The organism is Enterobacter sp. KB-280D8 (assembly GCF_041399405.1).
Lineage (GTDB): Bacteria > Pseudomonadota > Gammaproteobacteria > Enterobacterales > Enterobacteriaceae > Enterobacter > Enterobacter cloacae_N.
Genome location: NZ_JBGKEC010000001.1, coordinates 426,405 through 450,605, shown reverse-complemented (window position 1 = coordinate 450,605; position 24,201 = coordinate 426,405). Strand labels below are relative to the sequence as shown.

The following is a 24,201-nucleotide window of genomic DNA, read 5'->3' as shown; positions in this document are numbered from 1 at the left end:
CTTATCACATTTGCCACATAAAGGAATAGCAACAATACTTAATATGTCAAGACACTCAAAAATGAAGGATATCAGATGAAATTATCACTTATTTCCGCTTTTTTGATATTTCTGGTTCCAGCCGCATGGGCTGATAATAACGGTGGGTTACAAAAAGGTGAAGCACCGCCGCCACCCCACGCGCTGGACAGCGGATATCGTGGAACCGACGACGCGCGTATTATGACCATCGAACAGGCAAAACAAATGCACGATGGTGCGACAATTTCATTGCGCGGTAATCTTATTGACGGTAGCGGCGATAAGTTTGTATTCCAGGATAAAACCGGAAAAATCGACGTTATTATTCCCCAGGCAGTCTTCGACGGCAGAACGGTAAAACCCGATCAGATGATCAGTATCAACGGTTCGCTTGATAAAAAATCATCTCCTGCCGTCGTTCGTGTTGATCGTTTGCAGAAATAATTCAGCGAAGCGTTAACGCTGCAACTATCCATCAAATCTCACCCCTTGGCTTAAGGAGTCAGCTATGAGTGATACTACACAACGTACGAACGCTTACCCGCAACCCCCGTTCCCGGAACAGCCGCAAACGCCGCCGGGACTGGCATCCGAAATGCAGCCGGTACCCGACCACGGGGAAACAAGCTACAAAGGACATGGCCGCCTTGCCGGCAAAAAAGCGCTGATTACCGGTGGTGACTCCGGTATTGGTCGCGCGGTGGCTATCGCCTATGCGCGTGAAGGCGCTGACGTTGCGATCAACTATCTGCCTGAAGAAGAGAAAGATGCCGCCGAGGTCATCGATCTGATCAAAGCTGAAGGTCGCAAGGCCATCGCGCTGCCCGGAGACGTCCGGGACGAAACCTTCTGTCAGAATCTGGTCGAAGAAGCCGTGTCGAAACTGGGCGGGCTGGATATTCTGATCAACAACGCAGGCCGTCAGCAATACCGGGAATCCCTTGAAGAGCTGACCACCGAAGATTTTGACGCGACGTTTAAAACCAACGTTTACGCCCCCTTCTGGATCACCAAGGCGGCTCTGCGCCACCTGAAAGCGTCGTCCGTGATCATTAACACCTCCTCCGTTCAGGCGGTGAAGCCCAGCCCTGTTTTGCTTGACTATGCCCAGACGAAAGCCTGTCTGGCGGTGTTTACCAAATCCTTAGCCAAACAGCTGGGTCCGAAAGGAATTCGCGTCAACGCGGTCGCCCCCGGCCCGTACTGGACGGTATTGCAGTCCAGCGGCGGGCAGCCGATGGAAAAAGTGAAGGAGTTCGGCGGTGATACCCCGCTGGGTCGTCCGGGGCAGCCCGTCGAGATTGCTCCGCTGTACGTCACGCTGGCCTCCGATGAATGTTCCTTTACCTCCGGTCAGGTGTGGTGTTCTGACGGCGGGGACGGCGTGATTTAAAAATGCGTTACCCTTTTCTCCCTTCCTCGCAGTGAGCAATAAATGAACAAGGACGTTCATCACCCGCCTTGCCTGAAAAACATGTTGTAACTCAAACAGATCAAATGTTAAAAATATTTTGCTATCAGGTTATCAAAATTAAACAACTTAACTTGTCACCCGCATCGCTCTGTTTTTAACATCGCCTATGGAAAAAAATGGTCTGTTCAGTCAGCGCATACGCTTGCGCCATTTGCATACATTTGTGGCCGTCGCTCAACAGGGAACGCTGGGGCGTGCGGCTGAAACTCTTAACCTGAGCCAGCCTGCGCTCTCGAAAACCCTCAACGAGCTGGAACAGCTGACCGGCGCCCGGCTATTTGATCGCGGTCGGCTGGGGGCACAGCTGACTCTGGTAGGCGAACAGTTCCTGACGCACGCCGTGAAGGTGCTGGATGCGCTCAATACCGCCGGCCAGTCCCTGCACCGAAAAGAAGAGCTCTCCAGCGAGGTGGTTCGCGTCGGCGCCCTGCCAACCGCGGCGCTGGGGATTCTGCCGCCCGTTATTGGTCAGTTCCACAAGCAGCAGCGCAATACCACTATTCAGGTTGCTACCATGAATAACACCATGCTGCTCGCGGGGCTTAAATCCGGTGAACTGGATCTTGGTATCGGTCGAATGTCCGACCCTGAACTGATGGGCGGCCTCAATTATGAACTGCTGTTTCTGGAATCCCTGAAGCTGGTGGTTCGTCCCGATCATCCCCTGCTTCAGGACACCGTGACGTTAAGCCGGGTGATGGAGTGGCCGGTAGTGGTTTGCCCGAAAGGGACCGTTCCGCGCCAGGCCGCTGAAACTTTGCTGCAGATGCAGGGGTGTACGCTGCCTTCAGGATGTATCGAAACGCTTTCGGCCTCCCTTTCGCGTCAGCTCACCCTGGATTATGACTACGTCTGGTTCGTGCCTTCCGGTGCGGTAAAAGACGATTTGCGCCAGGGGACGCTGACCGCCCTGCCGATCACCTCCCCCGGTGCGGGCGAACCCATCGGCATTCTGACCCGGGTGGATACCCCACTTTCCACGGGCGCACAAACGCTGCTGAGCGCCATTCGCAAATCCATGCCTGTTTGACCTCTTACCCCTCACCCTAACCCTCTCCCCTTAGGGGAGAGGGAACTGGCCTGTGTGTTAATCAAATAATGCGGAATGATTCATTAACAATTGCGCAAAACAATTTAACAGTTTTATCATAGCCACGAATTCACCAAATGGTTCGCATATCATTTTATAAATACGAATTCACTCGTGTTAATCATTGTGTTCCCCGCATTTTTTATCCAAATGGTACACATCCGGCACGGCGGGGGATTTAAAGGAGACAGAAATGGCATTTGGCAGCGCGCCGCGCGGGGTACCTCGTATTCTGCAGTGGCTTCTTGTCGGACTGATGATGCTCATCGGTCTGGCGGTCGGCGGGTTGGGCTTTAAGCTCGCCACCGTAGGCGGAAGTTTTTACTTCCTGATAATGGGCGTGGTGATGGTCGTTGCCGCGCTCCTGATTTTCCTCAATCGCAGCAGCGGGATCCTGCTTTACGGCATCGCGTTTATTGCCTCGCTGTTCTGGGCAGTAAGCGATGCGGGCTGGGATTTCTGGCCGCTCTTCTCTCGCCTGTTCACCTTTGCCGTACTGGCCTTCCTCTGCGCCATCGTCTGGCCTTTCCTGCGTGCTGCGAACCACAGCGCCGCGAACAAGGCGCCCGCTTTTGGCGTCGCGGCCGTGCTCGCGCTGGCGATGCTGGTCAGCCTCGGCTGGATGTTTAAACCACAAACCCTCGTGGCCGCGAACGAGCCCGTTCCGGTTAAACCCGTCGCACCCGGCGAGCAGCAAAAGAACTGGGAGCACTGGGGCAATACCACCCACGGCGACCGTTTCGCCGCGCTGGATCAGATCAACAAGCAAAACGTCAGCGATCTAAAAGTTGCCTGGGTTGCGCACACCGGCGATATTCCGCAAAGCAACGGCTCCGGCGCGGAAGATCAGAACACGCCGCTGCAGGTTGGCGACACGCTGTATGTCTGTACCCCGTACAGTAAAGTACTGGCGCTGGACGTGGATTCCGGTAAAGAGAAATGGCGTTATGATTCCAAAGCCACCGCCCCTAACTGGCAGCGCTGCCGTGGCCTGGGCTATTTTGAAGATCGCGAAATCGTGACAACGTCACAAACAGACACATCGCCTGCGGCCTGCCCTCGCCGTCTGTTCCTGCCGACCACCGATGCCCGCCTGATTGCCATCAATGCGGATACCGGCAAGGTCTGCGAAGACTTCGGCGACCATGGCACCGTTGATCTGAGCGTCGGCATGGGCGAGATCAAGCCCGGGTATTATCAGCAGACCTCCACGCCGCTGGTGGCCGGCAATGTCGTTGTCGTCGGCGGCCGCGTCGCGGATAACTTCTCCACCGGCGAACCGCCGGGCGTGGTGCGCGCCTACGACGTTCACACCGGTAAACTGGCGTGGGCGTGGGATCCGGGTAATCCGAACCTGACCGGCCTGCCGCCGGAAGGCCAGACCTACACGCGTGGCACGCCGAACGTCTGGTCAGCGATGTCTTACGACGCTAAGCTAAACCTGATCTATCTGCCAACCGGCAACGCCACTCCGGACTTCTGGGCGGGTGAGCGCACCGCGCTGGACGATAAATACAGCTCTTCCATCGTCGCCGTTGACGCCGCCACCGGACAGGTCCGCTGGCATTTCCAGACCACCCACCACGATCTGTGGGACTTTGACCTGCCTTCCCAGCCCCTGCTGTACGACCTGCCGGACGGCAAAGGCGGCACCACACCTGTGCTCGTCCAGACCAGCAAGCAGGGCATGATCTTCATGCTTAACCGCGAAACCGGCAAGCCGGTGGCGAAGGTAGAGGAACGTCCCGTTCCGGCGGGTAACGTTGAAGGTGAACGCTACTCACCGACCCAGCCGTATTCCGTGGGCATGCCGATGATTGGCAACCAGACGCTGACCGAGTCCGACATGTGGGGGGCGACGCCTGTTGACCTGCTGCTGTGCCGCATTCAGTTTAAAGAGATGCGTCATCAGGGCGTCTTCACCCCGCCGGGTCTCGACCGTTCCCTGCAGTTCCCCGGCTCGCTCGGCGGAATGAACTGGGGCAGCGTCTCCGTTGACCCGAACAACAGCCTGATGTTCGTCAACGATATGCGCCTGGGTCTGGCAAACTACATGGTGCCGCGCGCGAACGTGGCGAAAAACGCCAGCGGCATTGAGATGGGGATTGTCCCGATGGACGGTACGCCGTTCGGCGCGATGCGCGAACGCTTCCTGTCGCCGCTGGGCATTCCGTGCCAGAAGCCACCGTTCGGGACTATGTCGGCCGTTGACCTGAAAACCGGCAAGCTGGTGTGGCAGGTCCCTGTCGGCACGGTGGAAGATACCGGCCCTCTGGGCATTCGCATGCACATGCCAATCCCGATCGGTATGCCGACGCTGGGCGCGTCACTGTCAACCCAGTCCGGCCTGCTGTTCTTCGCCGGCACCCAGGATTTCTACCTGCGCGCGTTTGATACCGCCACCGGGAAAGAGATCTGGAAGGACCGTCTGCCGGTCGGCAGCCAGTCCGGCCCGATGACCTACGTCTCGCCGAAAACCGGCAAGCAGTACATCGTGATTAACGCCGGGGGCGCCCGCCAGTCGCCGGATCGCGGTGATTACGTTATCGCGTACGCGTTACCCGATAAGCAGTAACAAATGAAAAAGGGACCGAAAGGTCCCTTTTTTTTCCCGGTGGCGCTACGCTTACACGGGCCTACAAATACAAGTAGGTCGGGTAAGGCGAAGCCGCCACCCGACAAAACTCACGGCTCAGAACGTCTCCCAGTTATCCCCCGAAACTGTCGCCGCCGGGCGCAACGGCGCGCTCGTCGCCACTGGCGCTGACGCCACCGCGCGGTTCGGCTTCGCACCGCTCAGACGAAATGCCCCGACCGCCTCGGTCAGACGCGCCCCCTGTTCTTCCAGCGACGCCGCCGCCGCGGAGGCTTCTTCCACCAGCGAGGCGTTCTGCTGGGTCACTTTATCCATCTCCGAAATGGCCTGGCTGACCTGCACGATACCGCGGCTCTGCTCGTCAGATGCGGCGGCAATTTCCAGCATGATGTCGGTCACGCGCTTAACCGCTTCGACGATCTCATTCATGGTGTTGCCTGCGGCAACGACCTCGCCGGAACCCTGGTCAATCAGCGACACCGATTCGTTGATCAGGCTTTCGATCTCTTTTGCGGCGTTGGCGCTGCGGCTGGCCAGAGTTCGGACTTCGCTGGCCACCACGGCGAACCCGCGCCCCTGCTCGCCCGCGCGCGCCGCTTCTACCGCCGCGTTAAGCGCCAGGATATTGGTCTGGAAGGCAATACTGTTGATCACCGCGGTAATCTCAGAGATTTTCTTCGAACTGGTCGAGATATTGCCCATGGTTTTCACCACGCCGGAGACCATCTGGCCGCCGCGGCTGGCTTTTCCGGAGGCATCCTCCGCCAGCTTGCTGGCATGATGCGCGTTATCGGCGTTCTGCTTCACCGTCGCGGTCAGTTGCTCCATGCTCGCGGCTGTCTGCTCAATGGCCGCGGCCTGCTGCTCGGTGCGCGAAGAGAGATCGGTGTTACCGGCTGAAATCTCGCTGGTACCCCGGTAGATCTCCTCCGCCCCCTGACGGACGGTGCCGACCGTTGTTTCAAGGGAGTGCTGCATGGTTTGCAGATCGCGCGTCAGGCGGCCAATTTCGCTGCGTCCGGCCACGTCGTCCGGCATCGTCAGGTCGCCTTTGGCGATATTCTCGATACGTTTCGCTGCACGCTGCAGCGGATTAATGACCGTGCGGCGCAGCACAACGAAGGTCATGGCGGTCAGCACCAGCGCCAGCGCAAACGCCCCCACCATAAACATCAGGCCCAACTGCGTGCGGCTGTGCGCCTGTGCCGTCAGCGCATTGGCGCGGTCGGTACGGATCTTAATCGCCTTCAGCAAAACGGCGTTGTAAGCGTCATCCAGCGGGCGGGCGGTTTCATTTTCGTGGTTGATGATCGCCTCGAACATGCCGTTTTTGGCAAATTTGACCATCGGCTGCAGGCCCGCGATATAGGCGTCGTAGCGTGCCTTCAGGTCCGCATCCAGCGCTTCGTCCGCCGGGCTACGCACGGAACGATTCATATAGGCGGTAAAGCTATCCTGGGACTGCTTAATTCGCGTTTCCGCCTCGCGGATGTTCTGCTTCATCGCTTCCATCTCCGCGATACGGCTTGCCGCCCCGGCGTGGATCATATTGATACGCGCGGTTCGCAGATGGTTTGAGCTGTTTGACAGCCCCATACGCACCTGAATTTCAGATGTAACGTCCTGCTGATCGTTATCAGCCTGCAGCAGGAAATACCCCGCCAGCCCTGAGCTCAAGGCAAACAGCAGAATAATGCCACCGAGAATGGAGGAAAACAGCGGAACCAGCCTGATGTGATGCAGGAAGCCCAGCTTGCGCTGCGCCTGCATCGAAGTAGTGTTGTCCATGACCGTCGACTCTCTTGTAGGGAAGATGCGTAAAAACATGCGTGTTAAATAGTCATCGGCACGGTGGGGATTTAGATTACGGCTAAAAACGCCGCACTGGTCACACTTTAGAGAAGATTATTAAAGAAATGCCAGCGGCTAAAAACCGCTGGCAGAAGAGTTACTTGTCGCCGAAATGAATGACGGTGCGGATGGATTTTCCTTCGTGCATCAGATCGAACGCGTCGTTGATCTGCTCCAGCGGCAAACGGTGGGTAATGAACGGGTCGAGCTGAATTTTACCGACCATCGCATCCTCCACCATGCCAGGAAGCTGGGTACGCCCCTTCACGCCGCCAAAGGCGGAGCCGCGCCAGACGCGTCCGGTGACCAGCTGGAATGGACGGGTTTTGATCTCCTGGCCCGCCCCGGCCACGCCGATGATGATGCTCTCGCCCCAGCCTTTATGGCAGCACTCCAGCGCGGAACGCATCACGTTCACGTTGCCGATACACTCGAAGCTGAAGTCCACGCCGCCGTCGGTCATCTCTACGATGACCTCCTGAATCGGTTTCTCGTGATCTTTCGGGTTCACAAAATCGGTCGCGCCCATTTCACGCGCCAGCTTGAATTTTTCCGGGTTGGTATCGACCGCGATGATACGACCGGCCTTCGCCTGGACCGCGCCCTGAATCACCGCCAGACCAATGCCGCCGAGACCAAAAACCGCCACGGTGTCGCCCTCTTTGACTTTTGCCGTGTTATGCACCGCGCCAATGCCAGTGGTTACGCCGCAGCCCAGCAGGCAGACTTTATCCAGCGGCGCCTGAGGGTTCACCTTCGCCAGGGAGAACTCCGCGCAAACGGTGTATTCGCTGAAGGTACTGGTACCCATGTAGTGATAGATTGGCTCACCGTTGTAGGAGAAACGGGTGGTGCCGTCCGGCATCAGCCCTTTCCCCTGGGTGGCGCGAACGGCCTGGCAGAGGTTAGTTTTGCCGGATTTACAAAACTTACACTCGCCGCATTCCGCGGTATACAGCGGGATAACGTGATCGCCAGGCTTCAGGCTGGTCACGCCCTCGCCCACTTCCACCACAATCCCGCCGCCTTCATGGCCCAGCACCGCCGGGAAGACGCCTTCCGGATCGTCACCGGAGAGGGTAAACGCATCGGTATGGCACACGCCGGTATGGGTGATTTTGATCAGCACTTCGCCTTTTTTCGGCGGTGCTACGTCGATTTCGACGATTTTCAGCGGCTGGCCGGGGCCAAATGCGACAGCAGCGCGAGATTTCATAGTGACGTCCCTTATTGTGAGGTGTGTGGGTTTATTTTAGATAAGAGCGCAGCAAATGGCCGACTTCCGCCATGCGTACGGCTCGCTGATCCGGCGTTGTGTCTCCCGTCACCAGCTCGTCTTTGAGATGAATTTCAACCATTTCGCCCATCAGGCCATTGGCAGCCCCGCGCACGGCGGCAATTTGCTGCAGGATGGCCAGACAGGGGTCGCCCGACTCCAGCGCGCGTTCAAGGGCATCAACCTGGCCCCGAATGCGACGAACGCGAGTAAGAATACGTTTTTTATCTTCGGGTGAATGCGGCATACGCCCTCCTGATACTATAGGGGGGTATGGTACCTTTTTTAGCAACCTTATGTAAACAATATGTTTTTCATGGTTATCATGCATTTCGGAGATATGACGAAAAGACACTATCGGACATATAGATCCTTTTTACTGCCCCCAAATTGCCCCCAAGACCTTTTTTGCCCCCAAAATTCACGCTTTTGCGTAACTCCTTCCAGTTTCATAACGCCCCACTTTCCGGCAACCGCTCGATATAGTCCTCGCTAATCATCGCCGGGATAACAACATGATCGAAGCTGAGGCCCATTCCGCCAGCCAGCATAAAGCCGGTCGCATCATCTACATACAGGCACTGCTGTATGCTGATAACTGGTGTCGGGTGGTTTTTGGAACGGTCGCCCCGGCGGGAGCGGATAGTGTTCACCAGCAGCTGATTCGCTGATTTACGCTTCGTCTCCGAAAACATATCCAGCGGTTTATTAAAATCGTCCATCAGCACATAGCCGGAAAATTCTGGTCCCGGGTAACCACCACGACCACCGCTAATCTGGCCGTCACCAGCGCGGGAAAGGGTCTGCCCAACCGAGCGCCCGGCGGCGTTGATAATTTCCCACTCGTCAGCCTGCTTTACGCCAAACTGACATGACCACAATTCCTGAGCCTCAGGGCTGGCGATAATGTCTCGCGTCCGCGGCGGCAGAAGCGCCGTCAAACTCTGCAATGTCACGCCAATGGTAAAGATGGTTTTCGAAGATAAAAAAACCCGCCGAAGCGGGTTTGCGCAATTTTAACCTTTCTTTCTCGCTGAGCCCACCAGGAATATCAGCACGGCATTCATCAGCACTGACACGGCCATAATGCTGAACAGCACCATGTCACTCCAGTCCGTTTCCGTTATGAACCCCACTTTGTCGCTGTAGACGTCAAAAAGGTATTCAAAGGGGAATACGATATAAATCACGGAGAAGATGACCAGAAACGAAATGAACTGAATCAGCCACATCCCTGCCTGTTTTGCTGGAGCCATGTTAATACACCTGTACAGTGCCGTAAGCGGACAACGAAGCCGTCACGAGGGTTTGAGGTGTTCTCAACAGCGCCTCCCGGAGAATGTGAAAGTGTGCCGGAGAAGGCAGCGTTATGCAGCCGTTGCTTATACCTTCATAACCTGCGGGATGCAGCCTGAAATTACCCCTAGCGACTTCTTCAAAGAAAGTTACGTCATCAATGCTGGGATCGTCCCGGTACAATGCAAACCAAATAGAATGATCGGAACCCGTGTACTTGGTAGCGAAAAAATCTTTTACTCGTGTGCCGATGCTTCTTGGTCTGTCCACAATGTAATATTTACCTGGCGGAAGCGGCCCTATGTTCTTCACAGCAACTGAATCCGGGTTATTGCGGTGATGTCCTTCGTTACCGGAATAGGCTGGGAAAAAACCTACACCCGGACAGCTCAGGTTTGACAGCGCGTTACCGTTCAGCCTGAATGTGCAGTGTATCATCGTTCATTCCACGCATCAGTGAACATGATATTGCCATCGCAGTACTTCCATGTGATTTTTTCATAGCGCAGGGAAATCGCTTCGAGGTGGTTGTGCTTTTCGGTGCTGGAATTTTTGCAGTTATGCATCAGCGGACATACAGAGACGACTTTAACGCCCTCAAGAAGCATGTTGAAGTATTCGACTTCTTGCCCTGCGTCGTTGATTTTGTACCATTTTAATTCAGCGCTTTTCAGTGTCTGGCCTTTGGCCACAGCCTTGTGGAGGTATGGACTGGAGGAGTCAAACTCTTTCTCGAAGGTCAACGCGCTATGCATGCGGGTGCCGGTTATCTTGCCAGTCATATTATCTGTAGGCAAATGCAGACCATGAGCGAAGCTGTGGATCTGAATACTGCCATCTCGGCCCTGTACATCTACAGAGCCAATAATGTCCGCGCCGCCATCGTCTTTCAACCATAAGTATGCTGGTATAGCCATGATTTATCTCCTTATAAAAACGCGGAGTATAACCATGCTATTTATGAGGTTTAATCCAATTCGTGCTTACCGCCATAAGAAGTAATTCACAAAAAACCCGCCGAAGCGGGTTCACAGTTTGGGCCGTTGCCTGATTAAAGTAATTACTTCTGGCCGCCAGTCGGATGAAAATACAGGCTCTGTACTCAGCCTGGAGCAAGGAGTTCGACGGGGAACAGGTCGAATTGCTAAACCAGCGTTTAGGGTTTGCCCAATACGCCCCCGGAAGGAAAAATTATAAATTTAAGTGAATAATAACAATAACTTACAAGAATCACTCTCTACTATAGGGGGGTATGGTACCTTTTTTATTTTTATAATGTAAACACTCTGTTTTTAATGGTTAACACGCATTTTGTTACCGTTAGCTATTACTTCGGCAGCGCTATCCCTGAAATCTCAGTACAAATATCAATGAGACGATCCTGCAATGCCGCATCGAGAGCCTGTTGATTAGCGGCCATGCGCTTCATGTGGTAGAAATATTTACCCGTCACATCAGCCGCAGAATCATGGCTGGCGGCAAGCCATGCCTGAGTGCGATGTGCCTGGTCCATATCGTCCGGGGCTTGCGGCCCACCCATTTTTGTCGGCACCCAGCCTGGCTCCAGGCTATTGCTCCGTACGTTACGCCAGCGACGCGCCAGAGCAAAAGCCAGCATAGCGTCATGTAATTTGCTCTCTGCATAGGCGTCAGCGCCATTCCAGCGGCGTTTGCGCCAGAGAATATCGTCCAGGTTTGCCCGGACATGATGATGCATACCTGAACTCAGGTAGACGAGGCGCTCTGGACGTTCAATCAACGCGGTGAGGATGTAAGCCGAGAGTGTGTTGATCGCGAAAACATGCGGCAGCCCGTCGCGGGTCACGCGATGCGCTTCGTTGTAGCCAACGGCTGCATTGTGGATGACGGCATCGAAATGCCCCAGGTCGTTGACGCGTAATGCCGTTTCTCTGGCACCGGCGATTGTCTCCAGGTCACCCACAACGACGGCTTCAGCCTGAGGTAAGGCGCGTTGAGCGTCTTCCGCTCGGCTGACATTACGCGCGTGGAGCACAACCTGATGTCCTTGTTGAACCAGCAGTTCGGCTGCCATCAGGCCGAGGCCCGTGGACGAGCCTGAGATGAAAATGCGTGACATATAATTTCTCCAGATTATTAAACCGACAGCCGCGGCTGACGGCTTTGAGGTATGTTCAGAATTGCTGTCTGCGCGACGCGCTCGCAAGCAGCGCACCCAGCAGCGCACAGATCGCCCCAGACAGATATACGGCTGCATAGCTAAACTGACCGGCGATCAGGCCAGCTACAGGCCCGGCGATGCCATAAGCGACATCCAGAAAGGCAACGAAGGCGCCCATCGCACTGCCGCGGTTGGCTTGTGGAACACGTCTTAAGGCTTCGACGCCCAGCGCGGGGAAAACCAGCGCACAGCCCAGGCCGGTTACCAGAGCACCGGCAAGCGCCATCCATTCGTTTGATCCCAGCCACAACATTGCCTGGCCGAGAGCCTCAACCGCCAGGGACCAAACCGCAACGCGATAGCCGCCCATTTGGTCCGGTAGATGTCCGAAAGCGACGCGAACAAAAATAAAACCCAGACCAAAAGCAGTCATCACCAGGCCGGCGTTCTGCCAATGATGCGCTGCAAAGTACAGCGAGGCAAAAGCGGTAAGCCCGGAAAGTCCGACACCCTGCAGCATCAATCCCAGCCCTTCGCGCCAGATGCGCCCTACTACGCGATGGAACGGCAGCCGCGGACCTCCCGGCGATCTATATGATGCAGTACCTAATGCAATCAGGGCGGCCAGTAGTGGTGAAGCAATACAGGCAATCATCGCCGTCGCGAGGCTGTAATGCTGATATAACGCCATTCCAACCGGAGCACCAATCGACAGTGCCGCAAACATGGCGATGCCGGTCCACGACATTGACATCCCGGCGCGCTGAGGGCCAACGGAGGCAATTGCCCATGACACGCATCCCGTCACGAACTGGCTTTCGCCAAGCCCGGCCATCAGACGCCCTGCGATAACAATGCAAAGTGTGGCGGTGGGCGACAGGTCCATTGCCGAAGCCACCAGATATAGCCCTCCGGCCAGCGCCGAAAGGATCGCGCCCTGTAGAGCGGAACGTTTGCCGCCCTGCTGGTCAGTAACCCGCCCGGCGTAGCCGCGGGTAAGCACCGTTGCCAGGAACTGGATGCCGATGACCAGTCCCACCACGACGTTACTAAAGCCGAGATGTCCGTGGATGAACAAGGGAATCACCGGCAACGGCAGTCCGACGGCCAGATAGCCAAAAAATAGCACGGCAATAACGCCCGTTGCCGGGCGGGGAAGAAGTACGGACGGAGCGTTATCCTCCGCTAGCCGCTTTATTACGTGGGCTTCCATCAAATTCTCCTTGATGATACAGGCGTAAGAGAGTTGAACCGCCCGGCGTATCGGGCCGCTCTGTTATCAAGATGCTGTAAAAAGATCGGTGTGATAACCGCTGGCTTTGAGCAGGTAATCGCGAGAGTGGATAATATCCGCGCTCAGCGCCGCCAGATCGATGCCCGTTAACTTGCCCGCACGCTTGCGCAGTTGGCCTGCCACCATCACGGTATCCACATCAGACCGTTCGATCGCCTGCACTACAGTGCCGATCGCGTTGGTCACCGGGAAAACGGCGACGCCGTTAGTACGAATCATGATAATGTCGGCCTGCTTTCCTGGCGTAAGGGTCCCAATCTGGCCCTCAAGCCCGGCCGCACGCGCGCCATTCACGGTTGCTGCCTTAAGAACCGCTTCTGCCGTGATGGGAGATGGCACGTTCTCCTCGCCACGGAAGCGACGGTAACGCATAGCCGATCGCTGCTGACCGAACAGCGCGTGCATTTCTCCGAACATATCGCTGCCAAACGCCGTATCCAGGTCGATGCCCAGCGCCGGGGTTAAGCCGTTATCAACAGCCTGCTGGTAAGCAAAGGTTTCATCGTCGAAGCCAAATAATGCATCCGAACGTGGATTGACCGTGACGTTGACCCCGGCATCCGCCAGCAGCTTCCACGTATTCTGAGGAACCCTTGAGCAGTGATTGAAAATGTTATCCGTGCCCAGTACGCCCGGTCTGGCAAACTCATGGCCGAGATTAGCCAGATCGCCGATGAATTCAGTCAGAATGCGCATATCGAGCTTGCGTGCGACCGCCCACCAGTCAAGATTGAGCTGGCCAAACAGACCCACCTGAACAAGGCTGTCAGTGGAATTCCAGCGTTGTGACAGCCGCGCCAGATCGTTCGGCAAATGCCCGGATGGAGCACCCTTGTCCATTGCCGCACCGACCATGTGCAATGCACGAATGCCGCTTTCGCTCAGGGCATCAAGTGCGGCATCGGTATGTTCCGGGCTGCGCGAGTTGTGGCAGGCATCAATAATGGTCGTAATACCAGCGTCCAGCGAGGCAAGTGCCGTGAGCTTTGTGCTCAGATACATGTCCAGTGGACGATAATGTTTGCCCAACTTCTCTGCGACGACATCAATGTAAGCAAAAAGGTTATCGACGTCCGGCATCATGCGACGCATAACCCCGAGCCACATGTGGTGATGGGCATCAATCAGGCCGGGCATAACAATATGATCGGTGGCGTCAATCGCATGGGCGTCATCAGCGTGCAGATCCGGACCTACAGCCGCTATCCGGTCGTCCTGCACTAGCACATCGCCCACGGAGAGATTAGGTACGTCAGCATCCAGGGTCAGGATGATGCCGCCTTTAAAAAGTGTGCGCGTCTTTGTCATTTCGTGTTCCTCAGGGTTAAGTGGTGCCGTTCGTTGCGCGGTTCGCCAGGGCGACGATTGTGAAAATTGCTCTTCGCAACGAATGGGCTGACACAATAGGTTGCGCGCCATCTTTGATAAAGGTAGGTTTATTCAAATTATATTTGCATAAAGTCAAAGGTGAGCGGAGATGAGTTTTGACGGACGGTTACTGTCAGGATTAAGCGTACTGGCTGCGGTGGTAGAGTCGGGTAGCTTCAGCCGCGCTGGAGAAGTGCTGGGGCTATCCGCGTCTGGCGTCAGCAGATCGATAGACAGGCTTGAAGAGAGGCTCGGCGTGCGCTTGCTGAACCGGACGACGCGTACCATGAACCTGACGAATGAAGGACGGGCTTTGTATGAGCGCGCCGCTCCACATCTGGAAGGTATCGAAGTTGCAGCAAGCTACGTCGCCGGTGCCGCCGTGGCGGTTCGGGGCCCATTAAGGGTCAGCGTTAATCCAATATTTGCCCGACATATTTTGGCGCCTAACCTGCCGCTGTTACGCGAACGTCATCCGGAACTGGAACTGACGGTGGTCCAGCAACCGGACGTCGGGGATTTAGTGGCGGAGGGAATTGATGTTGCGGTGCGTTTCGGGCCGCAACTCCCCTCAACGATTACGTCAAAATTATTGTTAAAGACGCGCGTGCTGACGGTCGCATCACCGGCCTATCTGGAACGGTACGGGCGACCGGAGCATCCTGAAGCGTTGAACAGGCACGAGTGCATCCAGTTTATCGATCCTCGCCGCGGTAGGCCGTTTGAATGGGAATTCCGCCGTGGTCGGGAAGTACTGACGATTGAAACCCGTGGCCACCTCACGACAACCGACGTCGATCTGATGGTTCAGTCCTGCGTAAGTGGCGTTGGCATTGCCCAGGTGCTTTCGCTCAGCGTCGCGCAGCAGATCGCTGACGGAATGCTGGTCGAACTTTTTCCGGAATGGCCGGACGAAACCTATCCACTCTATATCACCCGGCCTTCACGTCGGCTTCCTCCCGCCGCAGTCGAAGCCTTTATGGAATTTTGCACCAGCATTTGCAGCTCCTCCTGAAGCCATCGGGTCGCACCCCGCTGGCCGCTGCGCTTATGCGAGTAAATTTTCACCTCAAACCTGGGAATAGAGAACGGCAAGGCAAAAATCCTGAGTTCCGCTGCCGCAACCAGCTTCTCAGCGGCAAAACGAGGGATCGCCATCAGCAGGTCGCTTTCCGCAACGATAAACGGTGCGCTCAGCATCGACGGCGTTTTGATCGCAATGTGCCGCGTATAGCCCAGTTGCTCAAGCCTTAAATCCAGAACGCCCTGCTTCTCGTTCCACGGCGTCACCACCAGGTGTCGGGCAGCGAGATAATCCTCCAGCGTCAGCCGCGTCCGGCGCGCGTTGCTGATGACCACATACTCATCTTCAAACCAGCCGATCTCCTCCAGTTCCGGATGGCGGATATCATCCGGCGTGCTGAAACCGAGCGCCAGATCCACTTCACCCGCCAGCAGTTCCGTCAGCGCCGGACTGTGCGGCAGATAGCGCAATTCAAAACGCAAGCCCGGGGCAGCAGTCTGCAGCTTGTGCATCAGGGCGGGAAAAATGCACAGCGCGGTAAAGTCCGTAATCCCAATTTGTACGCTTTCGGTACTGCTGGCCGCGTCAAACTCCGGCTGCGGGGTAAGCTCTTGATTAAGAAATGACAATGCGGAAGCAATGGAAGGCGCGAGCTGAGAAGCATACACGCTGGGGGACATACGATGCCCTTCCCGAAAAAAGAGCGGATCGTTAAGGGTCGTACGCAGACGCGACAGCGCATGGCTTAGCGCCGAGGTGCTCATCGCCAGCTCGTCGGCTGCGAGGCGAACGGAACGGTGGCGGTAAATGGCGTCAAAAACGGGCAGCAGGTTTAAATCAAGACGTCTCAGAGCCGGATGCATAATATTCATCATTTGTTGATTTCATTGCACTTAATTCTTCGGACAATACTCCGTATGCTTAACGCCATCAATCGCGAACCATGCAAAAAAACAGGAAAAACAATGAGCATAACCCTTCGTCAGGCCCGTCCCGAAGATGCCGCGGCCATTTACACCATGATCTATGAGCTGGCGGTATATGAAAAAGCGCCCGAAGAGGTCGTAACCACGCCGGACGAGATCCGGGAAACCCTCTTTGGTGCGGGCAGTAAAACCGAGGCGTTGATCGCTGAGTTTGACGGCAGGATCGCCGGCTATGCCGTGTTCTTCACCAGCTATTCGACCTGGCTTGGACGCAACGGTATTTATATGGAAGACCTCTATATTTCCCCGGACTATCGCGGTAAAGGCGCGGGCAGAGCGCTGCTTAAACATATCGCGCAGCTCGCGGTAAAACGGCAGTGTGGCCGCCTTGAATGGAGCGTGCTGGACTGGAACCAGCCCGCCATCGATTTTTATCTGAGCATTGGCGCGCTGCCGCAGTCCGAATGGGTACGCTACCGTCTTGACGGCGAAGCGCTGCTCAAATTTGCCGAATAATGACCACCTGAACCGTATGTTCCCCTCACCCTAACCCTCTCCCCAAAGGGGCGAGGGGATTGTTCGCTGCTTGCGTTTATTTATGAGGATCCCTCAGCTCATCAGTACAGTCTGAATAGATTAATAACGTGTGCTACAATTCCATAAATTTCATTAACATATTGTAGAGCAACATGAGTACGACTCCTTTCGTCCGCCCGCAACTCACCCTGCCCAACGGCGCTGATAAACTTCTGCTGCACTCCTGCTGCGCCCCCTGCTCCGGTGAAGTAATGGAAGCCATTCAGGCCTCGGGTATTGATTACACCATTTTCTTCTATAACCCCAATATCCATCCGCAAAAGGAATACCTCATCCGCAAGGAGGAGAATATCCGTTTTGCGGAAAAACACGGCGTGCCGTTTGTCGATGCCGATTACGACACCGATAACTGGTTTGAACGCGCGAAAGGCATGGAGTGGGAACCCGAGCGCGGCGTTCGCTGCACCATGTGCTTCGATATGCGTTTCGAGCGCACAGCGCTTTATGCGGCAGAAAATGGTTTTAGCGTTATCAGCAGTTCGCTGGGGATTTCCCGCTGGAAAAATATGCAGCAGATAAACGACTGCGGCCAACGTGCGGCAGCGCGCTATCCGGGGATGGTCTACTGGGACTACAACTGGCGCAAACAGGGCGGCTCATCACGCATGATTGAGATCAGCAAGCGGGAACAGTTTTACCAGCAGGAATATTGCGGCTGCGTGTATTCCCTTCGGGACAGCAACCTGCACCGCAAGTCTCAGGGCCGCCCGCTTATCCGGATTGGAAAACTGTATTACGGCCAGGATGAGAACGAAAAATAACGCTCTCATCTCGTGTAGATATATCCGAAAACAGGTCAATCCCCTCCGAAATTTAGCGTTACGCCTCTCATCTTTTCAAAGAGAGGCTATCCTTTAACTATCAACAAAAGGAGGCAAAAATGTCTGATTTCGGTACTGATAAAAACACCCAGTTTGCTGAAGACAAAGCAAAAAATAAATTTGATGAGCTTGCAGGTTCAGCCCAGCAGCAGTTCGGTGAATTTGTTGATTCACCAAAACACCAGGTAAAAGGCGCTGCGAAAAAATATGCGGCGCAGGCCAGCGATGCCGTCTCTGACGTCACTGAAGCGGTCAGAAATAATCCGCTGACCGGTCTCATCGCAGCGGGTGCCGTCGGTATTGTGCTTGGCTTGTTGCTGGGACGTAAATAATCAAGGCCCTTCGGGGCTTTATTTTTTAGCTGAACAATCTCACCATACGGTCTAACTCCTCCTCTTTCACGGCGCGCGAAAGATAATATCCCTGAAAGTTTTTCACACCCAGCTCAACTAATTTTTCAAATTTCTCTTCACTGTCAACGCCCTCTGCAATGCAAGCCGTTCCGGTCATGTCGCTGTAAATCTGTATCGCTTTAATCAGATTATAATCGTTGTCGTTCGCCACAAAATGATCGACGATGTCCCGGTCCAGCTTTAGCCCATCAAAATGCACCTGCCTGACGGGGAACATGGCGTGATGGCTTGAGAAGCAGTCGTCAAGAAACAGTCTGCACCCCGTATTACGCAGATGGCGCATGGTTTCAGGGATATTTTTGTCTTTCGTAACATCAATATCTTCCGCGAATTCAAAGACCAGCTTTTCCGCCCACTGGGGGTTGAGCAGCATGCCGATGGCTTTCCTGGCCATCTCTGGCAGTGCATTCCCGGACGCCAGGCGAGGCGGTATATTCACTGAAAAATAGAACTTACCATTATATTTATTAATCCCGGAAACGGCGGCATGAATCACCAATGCCGTAATTTTTAGCCATACTTCATAATTATCGATATCATTCAAAAAACGGGCGGGCTTGACTATTTTTCCGTTTTTATTCCAGCGAATGAGTATCTCAAACCCCACTCCTTTTTTGTCACAATCGGTAATAATTTGATAAGCGGGGAATATTTCCCTTTTTACCAGCGCATTAAAAACCTCCGCTTCTTTATCCGTGAAGTCCACTCTTTGACTTTGGCTTTTAATCCGCTTTTCCACTTTGAATGTGTGCGGTTCATTCAACCATCGTTTAATATAATGTAATTTCTGCAAACCTTCTTTACGATGGGTATAAACCGTTTTATTAGAAAGCCTCAGTCTGTCGCACATATCTTTTATGGACATGCCGCGATAGAAATTTAATAAAACATCAACCTCTCTTCTTGTCAGCCATTTAAGGTTTTCACGCGACGAGCAATCCAGATAGTAATCGCGTAATAAGCGCGAGCGGTCTCTAAACCCATTATTGTGGGTGTGGAAGCAGGTTATTACATCAGAAACGCTGGCTATACGAATCAGTGATAATTGATAGCTGTTATTTAAAAGGCTACCCAGAGTTCGATAGAGCCAGCTATCGGGTATATCACCATACAGGGTTACACAACGAATAACAGGAAGTGCATTGAGTACGGAAGCCAGTCGCGTCAGGCTCTCCAGCAGAGTTACCGTACCTTTTCCCAGGAACACTACGATGTGAGCATTCTGATGAATAAGGATATTTTCCTTGTCCAGTTGAGATAGCTCATCTCCATCAAAATGAATATGCGCAGCCTCTATTCCGTACTTTTTGAGCAGCAGGCGATACCCCTGAAACGTAAAACCGCAGGTTGAAATGACAAATCTTTGCTCATTGCTCGCGACATTACTGAGTGAAATTTTATGGGTCATAACCTGCTCCTGGGCACGAAAGCGCCATTATTATTATGAATATGTAAACCAACAGCGGTGTGTATAATAATTTTACAATACACCTCCAGGTTAAGATACTGTTATCAACGCCACGCACCGGAACATCTTTGCGTTAATCACCCTTTTCCACGCACCGATATAAATATATGTTTCTTTTAAAATAACGACCTCAAGCCACTTTTTCTCAGGTATAATGAAAATTCCGAAAAAGAAGGCTGGATACTTCATCTATCGGCTCATCAAATACGAGAAAAATGCTATGGATAATCACATCTCATCCAGGGCCTTGCTACATCGAAGGGATGTTATAAAGAGCAACCCGCGATTTAGTGAGGCAATATTAGAGCACTACACAATCAATGACGCCATCTACAAAAAACAACCTTTGTTCTATAAGACAATGCTTCAGGAATCACGGTTTAACATTATCCTCTCCATGTGTTGTTTTATATTTGGCAATCAGGCCGAATCTGTTTCAGAGATTAAAGAGTTATGTTCCCGCTATAAAATAGCCAGCCCCAACAGCGTAATTGCGATCATTACAATACTTCGGACCACGGGGCGCATCAGGACCTGGCGCTGTACGGAAGACCGGCGCAAAACAAGAATTGCCCCAACCGAAAAAGGATTGAATGAACTCAAGCGCTATATGTCCGGTGCATTTTTGCCCGTCAGCACTCTTTACCCGACGTTTAATATTGATGTAAACCTGCTGGATAATGACACGTTGAGAAATAATTTCTTCCGCCGCGCGGCGGAGTATCTCTTTCGTGGATTAACGTTCAGAAAAGTTTTACCGGAGGTAGGGTTATTTATAGATAAGGACGGAGGCCGCATGATTATGCTGTATCTTTACCTGCAGGCCATAAAAAACAAATCTGCCCATGGCGCGGTTATTGAATATTCCGCCAGCACGCTCGCGAAAGAATTCTTTGTCTCCCGGATCCACGTCAACCGAATTATCAAATCGGCGCAAGAGGCAGGCTATCTGAAAGATCGCGGTGACGGTCGCCTGTCGGTGTATCCGGCGTTTTTCGAACTGGTCGAAAACTATGCCGGATTATATTTCGCCTACGTCACACATTACATTAACGTGGTGCCGAAGGAGCGACGCCACCCAAACATCGTAACGTCAACGGTATAATGCAGATGGCGTTCGGTATCCCGAACGCCAACCCTTATCTCTCGCGCAGCGCCTCTTTTGCCTTGTTCAGCGGTTTCAGCAGATAATCCAGGATAGTTTTGCTGCCGGTTTTGATATCAACGGTAGCAATCATGCCCGGAAAGACCGGAAAGGCTTTGCCCTGCTTATTGGTCAGATGGTTACTGTCGGTACGGATGTAGACGCGGTAGTAGTAGACATCTCTTTTCACCTCGTCCTGCAACGTGTCCGGTGAAATCATGGTCACCTCGCCCTCCAGCCCGCCGTAAATGGAGTAGTCATAGGCCGTAATTTTCACCAGCGCTTTCTGGCCGGGGTGGATAAACGCAACATCACGCGGCGAGATTTTCGCCTCAACCACCATCTGGTCGTCCAGCGGCACCAGGCTCATCAGCTTGCCGTTCGGAGGGATAACGCCGCCCACGGTCGTAACGTCAATATCCTTCACGATACCGCGCACCGGCGCGTTGAAGGTCAGCCGGGTCAGGGAGTCCTCACGCCCTTTCATCACCGAACGCTGGGCTTCAATCTCCGCGTTGGCTTTCGCCAGCTCTTCGCGGGCGCGGACGTAATACTGGTTTTTCATCTCGGTAATTTTGTTCTCAAGCTCATTTTTTTGACGCTCAAGACGTAACACCTCAACCTTGCTGGCCGCCCCCTGGGTGACCAGCGGACGGGTCAGCGACAGCTCGCGCTGGACCAGCTCGGCGCCCTGACGTAAGCCGGCCAGCCCTTTTTCAAGGCTCTCGCGACGGGACTGATAAAGCGCCGTTTCCTGTTTAACCAGCTCAACGTCATCGTCCAGCTCCTCTGGAAACGCGAGCTCCGTGTCGTTGACTTCGGCCTTCAGACGCGCAGCCGTTGCCAGCGCCGCGTTCAGACGAGACTCGCTCTCCAGCACGCTGGACTCGGTTTTGGTCCGATCAAGCTGTGCCAGCTGCTGACCGCGTTCCACAATGTCACCTTCGCGCACCATCAGGCTGTGAATAATCCCCCCTTCCAGGGACTGAATCACCTGCTCGTGGGAAGACGGTATCACCTTGCCGCTGCCGGTCGTGACTTCATCCAGCTGGAACAAGCTCGCCCAGGCGATAAACACCGCCAGCAGGGCGAACAGCGACCATGCCACCAGTGACGATCGCGGCATGCGAGGCTCTTTCAGACGGCTGTTAAAACGGGAGAAATCGTTCATGCCACGCCCTCCGTTTTCATGGTAACAGTACGCTGCGCTGCTTTCTGCGGCGCCATACCGTGCTGATGCAGGATCGCGTCGCGCGGGCCGTCCATCACCACTTTGCCGTTTTCCAGCACGATGATGCGGTCGACCAGGTCCAGAATCGGCAGGCGATGGGTTGCCACCACCAGCGTCCGGCGCTTGCCCAGCCATTTGTGAAGATGCTGAATAAACTGCTTCTCGCTCATCTCATCCAGCCAGGCGGTAGGCTCATCCAGCAGCAGGATATTAGGGGAAGTGATCAGCGCGCGCGCCAGCAGCAGCGCCTGACGCTGGCCGCCCGACAGGCCAGCCCCGCCTTCGTTGATGATATAGTTCAGCCCCATTTTCTGCTTGCGCACAAACTCCAGCGCGCCGCTGTTGACCAGCGCCTGATGAATTTCATCGTCGGTGGCGAGCGGATTCCCCATCAGGATGTTGTCCCGCACGGAGCCAAAGAACAGCCGGGCCTGCTGGCTAAGCAGCTGCATGTCGCGACGCAGGTCGGCCGGGTCCAGGTGATTGAGAGCAACATCGTCCAGCAAAATGCTCCCCTGCTGCGGCTCCTGCATGCCAGCAAGAAGCTGCAGCAGCGTGCTTTTGCCGGAGCCGTTACGCCCGAGCACCGCCACGCGCTCCCCGGCGCGGATCTGCAGCTTGCTGATGTTGAGCACGGTAAGTTTCTCTTCCTCGTCGTAATAGAACCCGACGTCTTCAAGCGCATAGTCGCCGCGCAGGTGCGCTTTGTGCACCTTCTTGCCGTGCTGCGGATCGTCAATCGGGCGTTGCATCAGGTCGTCCAGCCCCTTGCGGGCCACTTTTGCCGACTGCCAGCGCGAGAGCACGCCTGAAATCTGCGACAGCGGCGCGATGGTGCGCGACGCCAGAATCGAGGTCCCGACCAGCGCGCCGGTGGTCATGTCGCCGCTGATGACCAGGTAGCAGCCCACCAGCAGCACCACCGCATAGACGATGGACTGCACCTCCTGCGTCCAGGTGAGCAGCAGGCCCGTCAGCCAGCGCTGCTTCATGCCGACGCTGGCGGCCACGTCGTTGGTGTTGTTCCACTGGTTCTGGAAACGCTGCTCGGCGCGCATCAGCTTGATGTCTTCAATGCCCTGCACCGCCTCCACCAGCGTGGCGTTACGGATGGCGGATTCGCGCATCCCTTCGCTGGAGAGCTTCCCCAGCGGGCGCTGCACCAGCAGGCCCGGAATGAGCAGCAGCGGCACGGCGAGCAGAACCACCAGCACCAGCGGACCGCCAATCATCCACAGAATAAAGACGAACAGCAGGAAAAACGGCAGATCGGAAATCGCCGCAATGGTGGTCGAGGTGATCAGCTCGCGCACCGACTCCAGCTCGCGGATCTGGGCGATAAAGGATCCGGTTGATTTCGAGCGCGCGCCGTTTTTAATCCGCAGCGCGTGGGCAAAAACGCGTTCAGAGATGCGCAGGTCGGCGCGCTTCCCCACCACGTCAGAAATATGCACCCGCAGCATGCGCATGATGAATTCGAACACGATGGCAATCATCACGCCGCCAAACAGCACCCACAGCGTGGCTTCCGACTGGGACGGTACCACCCTGTCATAGACCTGCATGGAGAAGACCATGCCGGAGAGCGCCAGCACGTTAGCCACCAGCGCCACCAGCATAATGTCGCTGTAGCGTCGCCAGTCCTTCAGCGCCAGTTGCCAGAACCAGTTTTTCTCATACGGTTTGATGTAGTCGTCCACGCGGGCATCCGGCGTGGATTCGAGGGGGCGTAACACCATCAGCCCCTTTAACCGTGCCCCGAGTTCGTCACGCGTCAGCGTCGTCTCCAGCCCACCGTCGCCGCTGAACTGCAGGCTGACGTTGCCATCGTTGTCCATGCGGTTAATGACCGCGATTTGTCCGCCAGTGAATTCCGCGAGAAGCGGCAGGCGCCATGGATCGAGAGAGACCACCTCGGCCGCCACCACACGCATCCCCAGCCCAAGCTGGCGCGCCATTTCCTCCAGCACCAGCTGGCGCGGAGACTGGCTTTCATGGTTAATCGTGACCCGAACATGCTCCGCGGAAAAGTCCAGCCGGTAGTGCTTCGCGATGATGAGCATGCCCTGCAGCCAGGGTTCGTACTGTGGATGTGTCTTCATAATGCTACGTCCTGTCCAGGGCGATAATTTCGCCCTGAAATGATACCTTTACGGGGTGATTAAAATTCG

At 54.9% G+C, this 24,201-nt stretch carries 22 protein-coding genes and 1 pseudogene; 9 read left to right on the top strand and 14 right to left on the bottom strand.

All coding sequences use genetic code 11. From position 1 onward, the window contains the following. Positions 1-75 precede the first annotated feature (75 nt). The 4 genes from AB8818_RS02175 (at position 76) to AB8818_RS02160 (ending at position 5,160) form a co-directional block, all read left to right on the top strand. Positions 76-465 carry a YdeI family stress tolerance OB fold protein gene (locus AB8818_RS02175; RefSeq protein WP_163329309.1) on the top strand — a complete coding sequence of 130 codons (390 nt, stop codon included), beginning with the start codon at positions 76-78 and terminating at the stop codon, positions 463-465. A 64-nt stretch (positions 466-529) separates the two neighbouring features. Further along, positions 530-1,414, top strand: a complete 885-nt coding sequence (locus AB8818_RS02170) for an SDR family oxidoreductase (protein WP_061098262.1) — start codon at positions 530-532, stop codon at positions 1,412-1,414. Between the two features lie 187 nt (positions 1,415-1,601). Next, positions 1,602-2,525: a LysR substrate-binding domain-containing protein gene (locus tag AB8818_RS02165; protein WP_116340012.1), complete on the top strand. Its 924-nt coding sequence runs from the start codon at positions 1,602-1,604 to the stop codon at positions 2,523-2,525. Positions 2,526-2,778: 253 nt separating this feature from the next. After that, on the top strand, positions 2,779-5,160 hold the full coding sequence (locus AB8818_RS02160; protein ID WP_192982405.1) for a glucose/quinate/shikimate family membrane-bound PQQ-dependent dehydrogenase: 2,382 nt from the start codon (positions 2,779-2,781) through the stop codon (positions 5,158-5,160). A 117-nt stretch (positions 5,161-5,277) separates the two neighbouring features. Here the strand turns inward: AB8818_RS02160 and AB8818_RS02155 are convergent, their stop codons facing one another. From AB8818_RS02155 to AB8818_RS02110, 10 genes and pseudogenes are all read right to left on the bottom strand, one after another. Further along, the gene (locus AB8818_RS02155) at positions 5,278-6,969 is read right to left on the bottom strand and encodes a methyl-accepting chemotaxis protein (RefSeq protein ID WP_116340016.1); all 1,692 of its coding nucleotides are present in this window, start codon (positions 6,967-6,969) and stop codon (positions 5,278-5,280) included. Positions 6,970-7,129: 160 nt separating this feature from the next. Beyond that, the gene (locus AB8818_RS02150) at positions 7,130-8,248 is read right to left on the bottom strand and encodes an S-(hydroxymethyl)glutathione dehydrogenase/class III alcohol dehydrogenase (RefSeq protein ID WP_371199736.1); all 1,119 of its coding nucleotides are present in this window, start codon (positions 8,246-8,248) and stop codon (positions 7,130-7,132) included. Positions 8,249-8,279: 31 nt separating this feature from the next. Further along, positions 8,280-8,555, bottom strand: coding sequence for a metal/formaldehyde-sensitive transcriptional repressor (locus AB8818_RS02145; protein WP_028013093.1), 276 nt, complete (start codon positions 8,553-8,555; stop codon positions 8,280-8,282). 217 nt (positions 8,556-8,772) lie between these two features. Continuing rightward, positions 8,773-9,231, bottom strand: a pseudogene (locus AB8818_RS02140) (terminase); the annotation flags it as partial. A 93-nt stretch (positions 9,232-9,324) separates the two neighbouring features. Then, positions 9,325-9,564 (bottom strand): hypothetical protein, encoded by a 240-nt coding sequence (locus AB8818_RS02135; RefSeq protein ID WP_151413798.1) that lies wholly within the window; start codon positions 9,562-9,564, stop codon positions 9,325-9,327. A gap of 1 nt (position 9,565) precedes the next feature. Next, the gene (locus AB8818_RS02130; RefSeq protein WP_163329299.1) at positions 9,566-10,042 is read right to left on the bottom strand and encodes a DUF2778 domain-containing protein; all 477 of its coding nucleotides are present in this window, start codon (positions 10,040-10,042) and stop codon (positions 9,566-9,568) included. Continuing rightward, positions 10,039-10,521, bottom strand: coding sequence for an Hcp family type VI secretion system effector (locus AB8818_RS02125; RefSeq protein WP_192982408.1), 483 nt, complete (start codon positions 10,519-10,521; stop codon positions 10,039-10,041). Before AB8818_RS02125 ends, AB8818_RS02130 begins: the two co-directional genes overlap by 4 nt. A gap of 410 nt (positions 10,522-10,931) precedes the next feature. After that, a complete protein-coding gene (locus tag AB8818_RS02120; protein ID WP_163329297.1) occupies positions 10,932-11,702 on the bottom strand; it encodes an SDR family oxidoreductase in 771 nt (256 codons plus the stop codon). Positions 11,703-11,757: 55 nt separating this feature from the next. Then, positions 11,758-12,957, bottom strand: coding sequence for an arabinose transporter (locus AB8818_RS02115; RefSeq protein WP_163329295.1), 1,200 nt, complete (start codon positions 12,955-12,957; stop codon positions 11,758-11,760). 66 nt (positions 12,958-13,023) lie between these two features. Further along, a complete protein-coding gene (locus tag AB8818_RS02110; RefSeq protein WP_192982410.1) occupies positions 13,024-14,346 on the bottom strand; it encodes an amidohydrolase family protein in 1,323 nt (440 codons plus the stop codon). 169 nt (positions 14,347-14,515) lie between these two features. Here AB8818_RS02110 and AB8818_RS02105 point away from each other — a divergent pair, with 169 nt between their 5' ends. Beyond that, the gene (locus AB8818_RS02105; protein WP_192982413.1) at positions 14,516-15,421 is read left to right on the top strand and encodes a LysR family transcriptional regulator; all 906 of its coding nucleotides are present in this window, start codon (positions 14,516-14,518) and stop codon (positions 15,419-15,421) included. Here the strand turns inward: AB8818_RS02105 and AB8818_RS02100 are convergent. Next, on the bottom strand, positions 15,334-16,305 hold the full coding sequence (locus AB8818_RS02100; RefSeq protein WP_192982415.1) for a LysR family transcriptional regulator: 972 nt from the start codon (positions 16,303-16,305) through the stop codon (positions 15,334-15,336). The two genes, AB8818_RS02105 and AB8818_RS02100, sit on opposite strands and share 88 nt — an antisense overlap. Before the next feature lie 90 nt (positions 16,306-16,395). Between AB8818_RS02100 and AB8818_RS02095 the strand changes: the two genes are divergently transcribed. From AB8818_RS02095 to AB8818_RS02085, 3 genes are all read left to right on the top strand, one after another. Then, positions 16,396-16,872, top strand: a complete 477-nt coding sequence (locus AB8818_RS02095; RefSeq protein WP_192982417.1) for a GNAT family N-acetyltransferase — start codon at positions 16,396-16,398, stop codon at positions 16,870-16,872. A 173-nt stretch (positions 16,873-17,045) separates the two neighbouring features. Beyond that, positions 17,046-17,714 carry an epoxyqueuosine reductase QueH gene (locus AB8818_RS02090; RefSeq protein WP_163329285.1) on the top strand — a complete coding sequence of 223 codons (669 nt, stop codon included), beginning with the start codon at positions 17,046-17,048 and terminating at the stop codon, positions 17,712-17,714. 119 nt (positions 17,715-17,833) lie between these two features. Beyond that, the gene (locus AB8818_RS02085; protein WP_047651242.1) at positions 17,834-18,106 is read left to right on the top strand and encodes a YqjD family protein; all 273 of its coding nucleotides are present in this window, start codon (positions 17,834-17,836) and stop codon (positions 18,104-18,106) included. 25 nt (positions 18,107-18,131) lie between these two features. Here AB8818_RS02085 and AB8818_RS02080 read toward each other — a convergent pair whose 3' ends face one another. Continuing rightward, a complete protein-coding gene (locus tag AB8818_RS02080) occupies positions 18,132-19,595 on the bottom strand; it encodes an EAL domain-containing protein (RefSeq protein ID WP_192982419.1) in 1,464 nt (487 codons plus the stop codon). A 280-nt stretch (positions 19,596-19,875) separates the two neighbouring features. Here AB8818_RS02080 and AB8818_RS02075 point away from each other — a divergent pair, with 280 nt between their 5' ends. Then, on the top strand, positions 19,876-20,760 hold the full coding sequence (locus tag AB8818_RS02075) for a MarR family transcriptional regulator (RefSeq protein WP_192982521.1): 885 nt from the start codon (positions 19,876-19,878) through the stop codon (positions 20,758-20,760). Positions 20,761-20,794: 34 nt separating this feature from the next. Here the strand turns inward: AB8818_RS02075 and AB8818_RS02070 are convergent, their stop codons facing one another. Together AB8818_RS02070 and AB8818_RS02065 are read right to left on the bottom strand one after the other, a co-directional pair. Then, entirely contained in the window at positions 20,795-21,970 is a 1,176-nt protein-coding gene (locus AB8818_RS02070; RefSeq protein ID WP_116340035.1) for an HlyD family type I secretion periplasmic adaptor subunit, read from the bottom strand. Then, positions 21,967-24,132 (bottom strand): type I secretion system permease/ATPase, encoded by a 2,166-nt coding sequence (locus AB8818_RS02065; protein ID WP_192982421.1) that lies wholly within the window; start codon positions 24,130-24,132, stop codon positions 21,967-21,969. The genes AB8818_RS02070 and AB8818_RS02065 overlap by 4 nt, the downstream gene beginning before the upstream one ends. Between the last annotated feature and the right edge of the window lie 69 nt (positions 24,133-24,201).

What these genes read in the sequence shown, in the direction of transcription:
- AB8818_RS02175 (WP_163329309.1), top strand. Translation starts at nt 76, where the DNA reads ATGAAATTATCACTTATTTCCGCTTTTTTGATATTTCTGGTTCCAGCC.
- AB8818_RS02170 (WP_061098262.1), top strand. Translation starts at nt 530, where the DNA reads ATGAGTGATACTACACAACGTACGAACGCTTACCCGCAACCCCCGTTC.
- AB8818_RS02165 (WP_116340012.1), top strand. Translation starts at nt 1,602, where the DNA reads ATGGAAAAAAATGGTCTGTTCAGTCAGCGCATACGCTTGCGCCATTTG.
- AB8818_RS02160 (WP_192982405.1), top strand. Translation starts at nt 2,779, where the DNA reads ATGGCATTTGGCAGCGCGCCGCGCGGGGTACCTCGTATTCTGCAGTGG.
- AB8818_RS02155 (WP_116340016.1), bottom strand. Translation starts at nt 6,969, where the DNA reads ATGGACAACACTACTTCGATGCAGGCGCAGCGCAAGCTGGGCTTCCTG.
- AB8818_RS02150 (WP_371199736.1), bottom strand. Translation starts at nt 8,248, where the DNA reads ATGAAATCTCGCGCTGCTGTCGCATTTGGCCCCGGCCAGCCGCTGAAA.
- AB8818_RS02145 (WP_028013093.1), bottom strand. Translation starts at nt 8,555, where the DNA reads ATGCCGCATTCACCCGAAGATAAAAAACGTATTCTTACTCGCGTTCGT.
- AB8818_RS02135 (WP_151413798.1), bottom strand. Translation starts at nt 9,564, where the DNA reads ATGGCTCCAGCAAAACAGGCAGGGATGTGGCTGATTCAGTTCATTTCG.
- AB8818_RS02130 (WP_163329299.1), bottom strand. Translation starts at nt 10,042, where the DNA reads ATGATACACTGCACATTCAGGCTGAACGGTAACGCGCTGTCAAACCTG.
- AB8818_RS02125 (WP_192982408.1), bottom strand. Translation starts at nt 10,521, where the DNA reads ATGGCTATACCAGCATACTTATGGTTGAAAGACGATGGCGGCGCGGAC.
- AB8818_RS02120 (WP_163329297.1), bottom strand. Translation starts at nt 11,702, where the DNA reads ATGTCACGCATTTTCATCTCAGGCTCGTCCACGGGCCTCGGCCTGATG.
- AB8818_RS02115 (WP_163329295.1), bottom strand. Translation starts at nt 12,957, where the DNA reads ATGGAAGCCCACGTAATAAAGCGGCTAGCGGAGGATAACGCTCCGTCC.
- AB8818_RS02110 (WP_192982410.1), bottom strand. Translation starts at nt 14,346, where the DNA reads ATGACAAAGACGCGCACACTTTTTAAAGGCGGCATCATCCTGACCCTG.
- AB8818_RS02105 (WP_192982413.1), top strand. Translation starts at nt 14,516, where the DNA reads ATGAGTTTTGACGGACGGTTACTGTCAGGATTAAGCGTACTGGCTGCG.
- AB8818_RS02100 (WP_192982415.1), bottom strand. Translation starts at nt 16,305, where the DNA reads ATGATGAATATTATGCATCCGGCTCTGAGACGTCTTGATTTAAACCTG.
- AB8818_RS02095 (WP_192982417.1), top strand. Translation starts at nt 16,396, where the DNA reads ATGAGCATAACCCTTCGTCAGGCCCGTCCCGAAGATGCCGCGGCCATT.
- AB8818_RS02090 (WP_163329285.1), top strand. Translation starts at nt 17,046, where the DNA reads ATGAGTACGACTCCTTTCGTCCGCCCGCAACTCACCCTGCCCAACGGC.
- AB8818_RS02085 (WP_047651242.1), top strand. Translation starts at nt 17,834, where the DNA reads ATGTCTGATTTCGGTACTGATAAAAACACCCAGTTTGCTGAAGACAAA.
- AB8818_RS02080 (WP_192982419.1), bottom strand. Translation starts at nt 19,595, where the DNA reads ATGACCCATAAAATTTCACTCAGTAATGTCGCGAGCAATGAGCAAAGA.
- AB8818_RS02075 (WP_192982521.1), top strand. Translation starts at nt 19,876, where the DNA reads ATGGATAATCACATCTCATCCAGGGCCTTGCTACATCGAAGGGATGTT.
- AB8818_RS02070 (WP_116340035.1), bottom strand. Translation starts at nt 21,970, where the DNA reads ATGAACGATTTCTCCCGTTTTAACAGCCGTCTGAAAGAGCCTCGCATG.
- AB8818_RS02065 (WP_192982421.1), bottom strand. Translation starts at nt 24,132, where the DNA reads ATGAAGACACATCCACAGTACGAACCCTGGCTGCAGGGCATGCTCATC.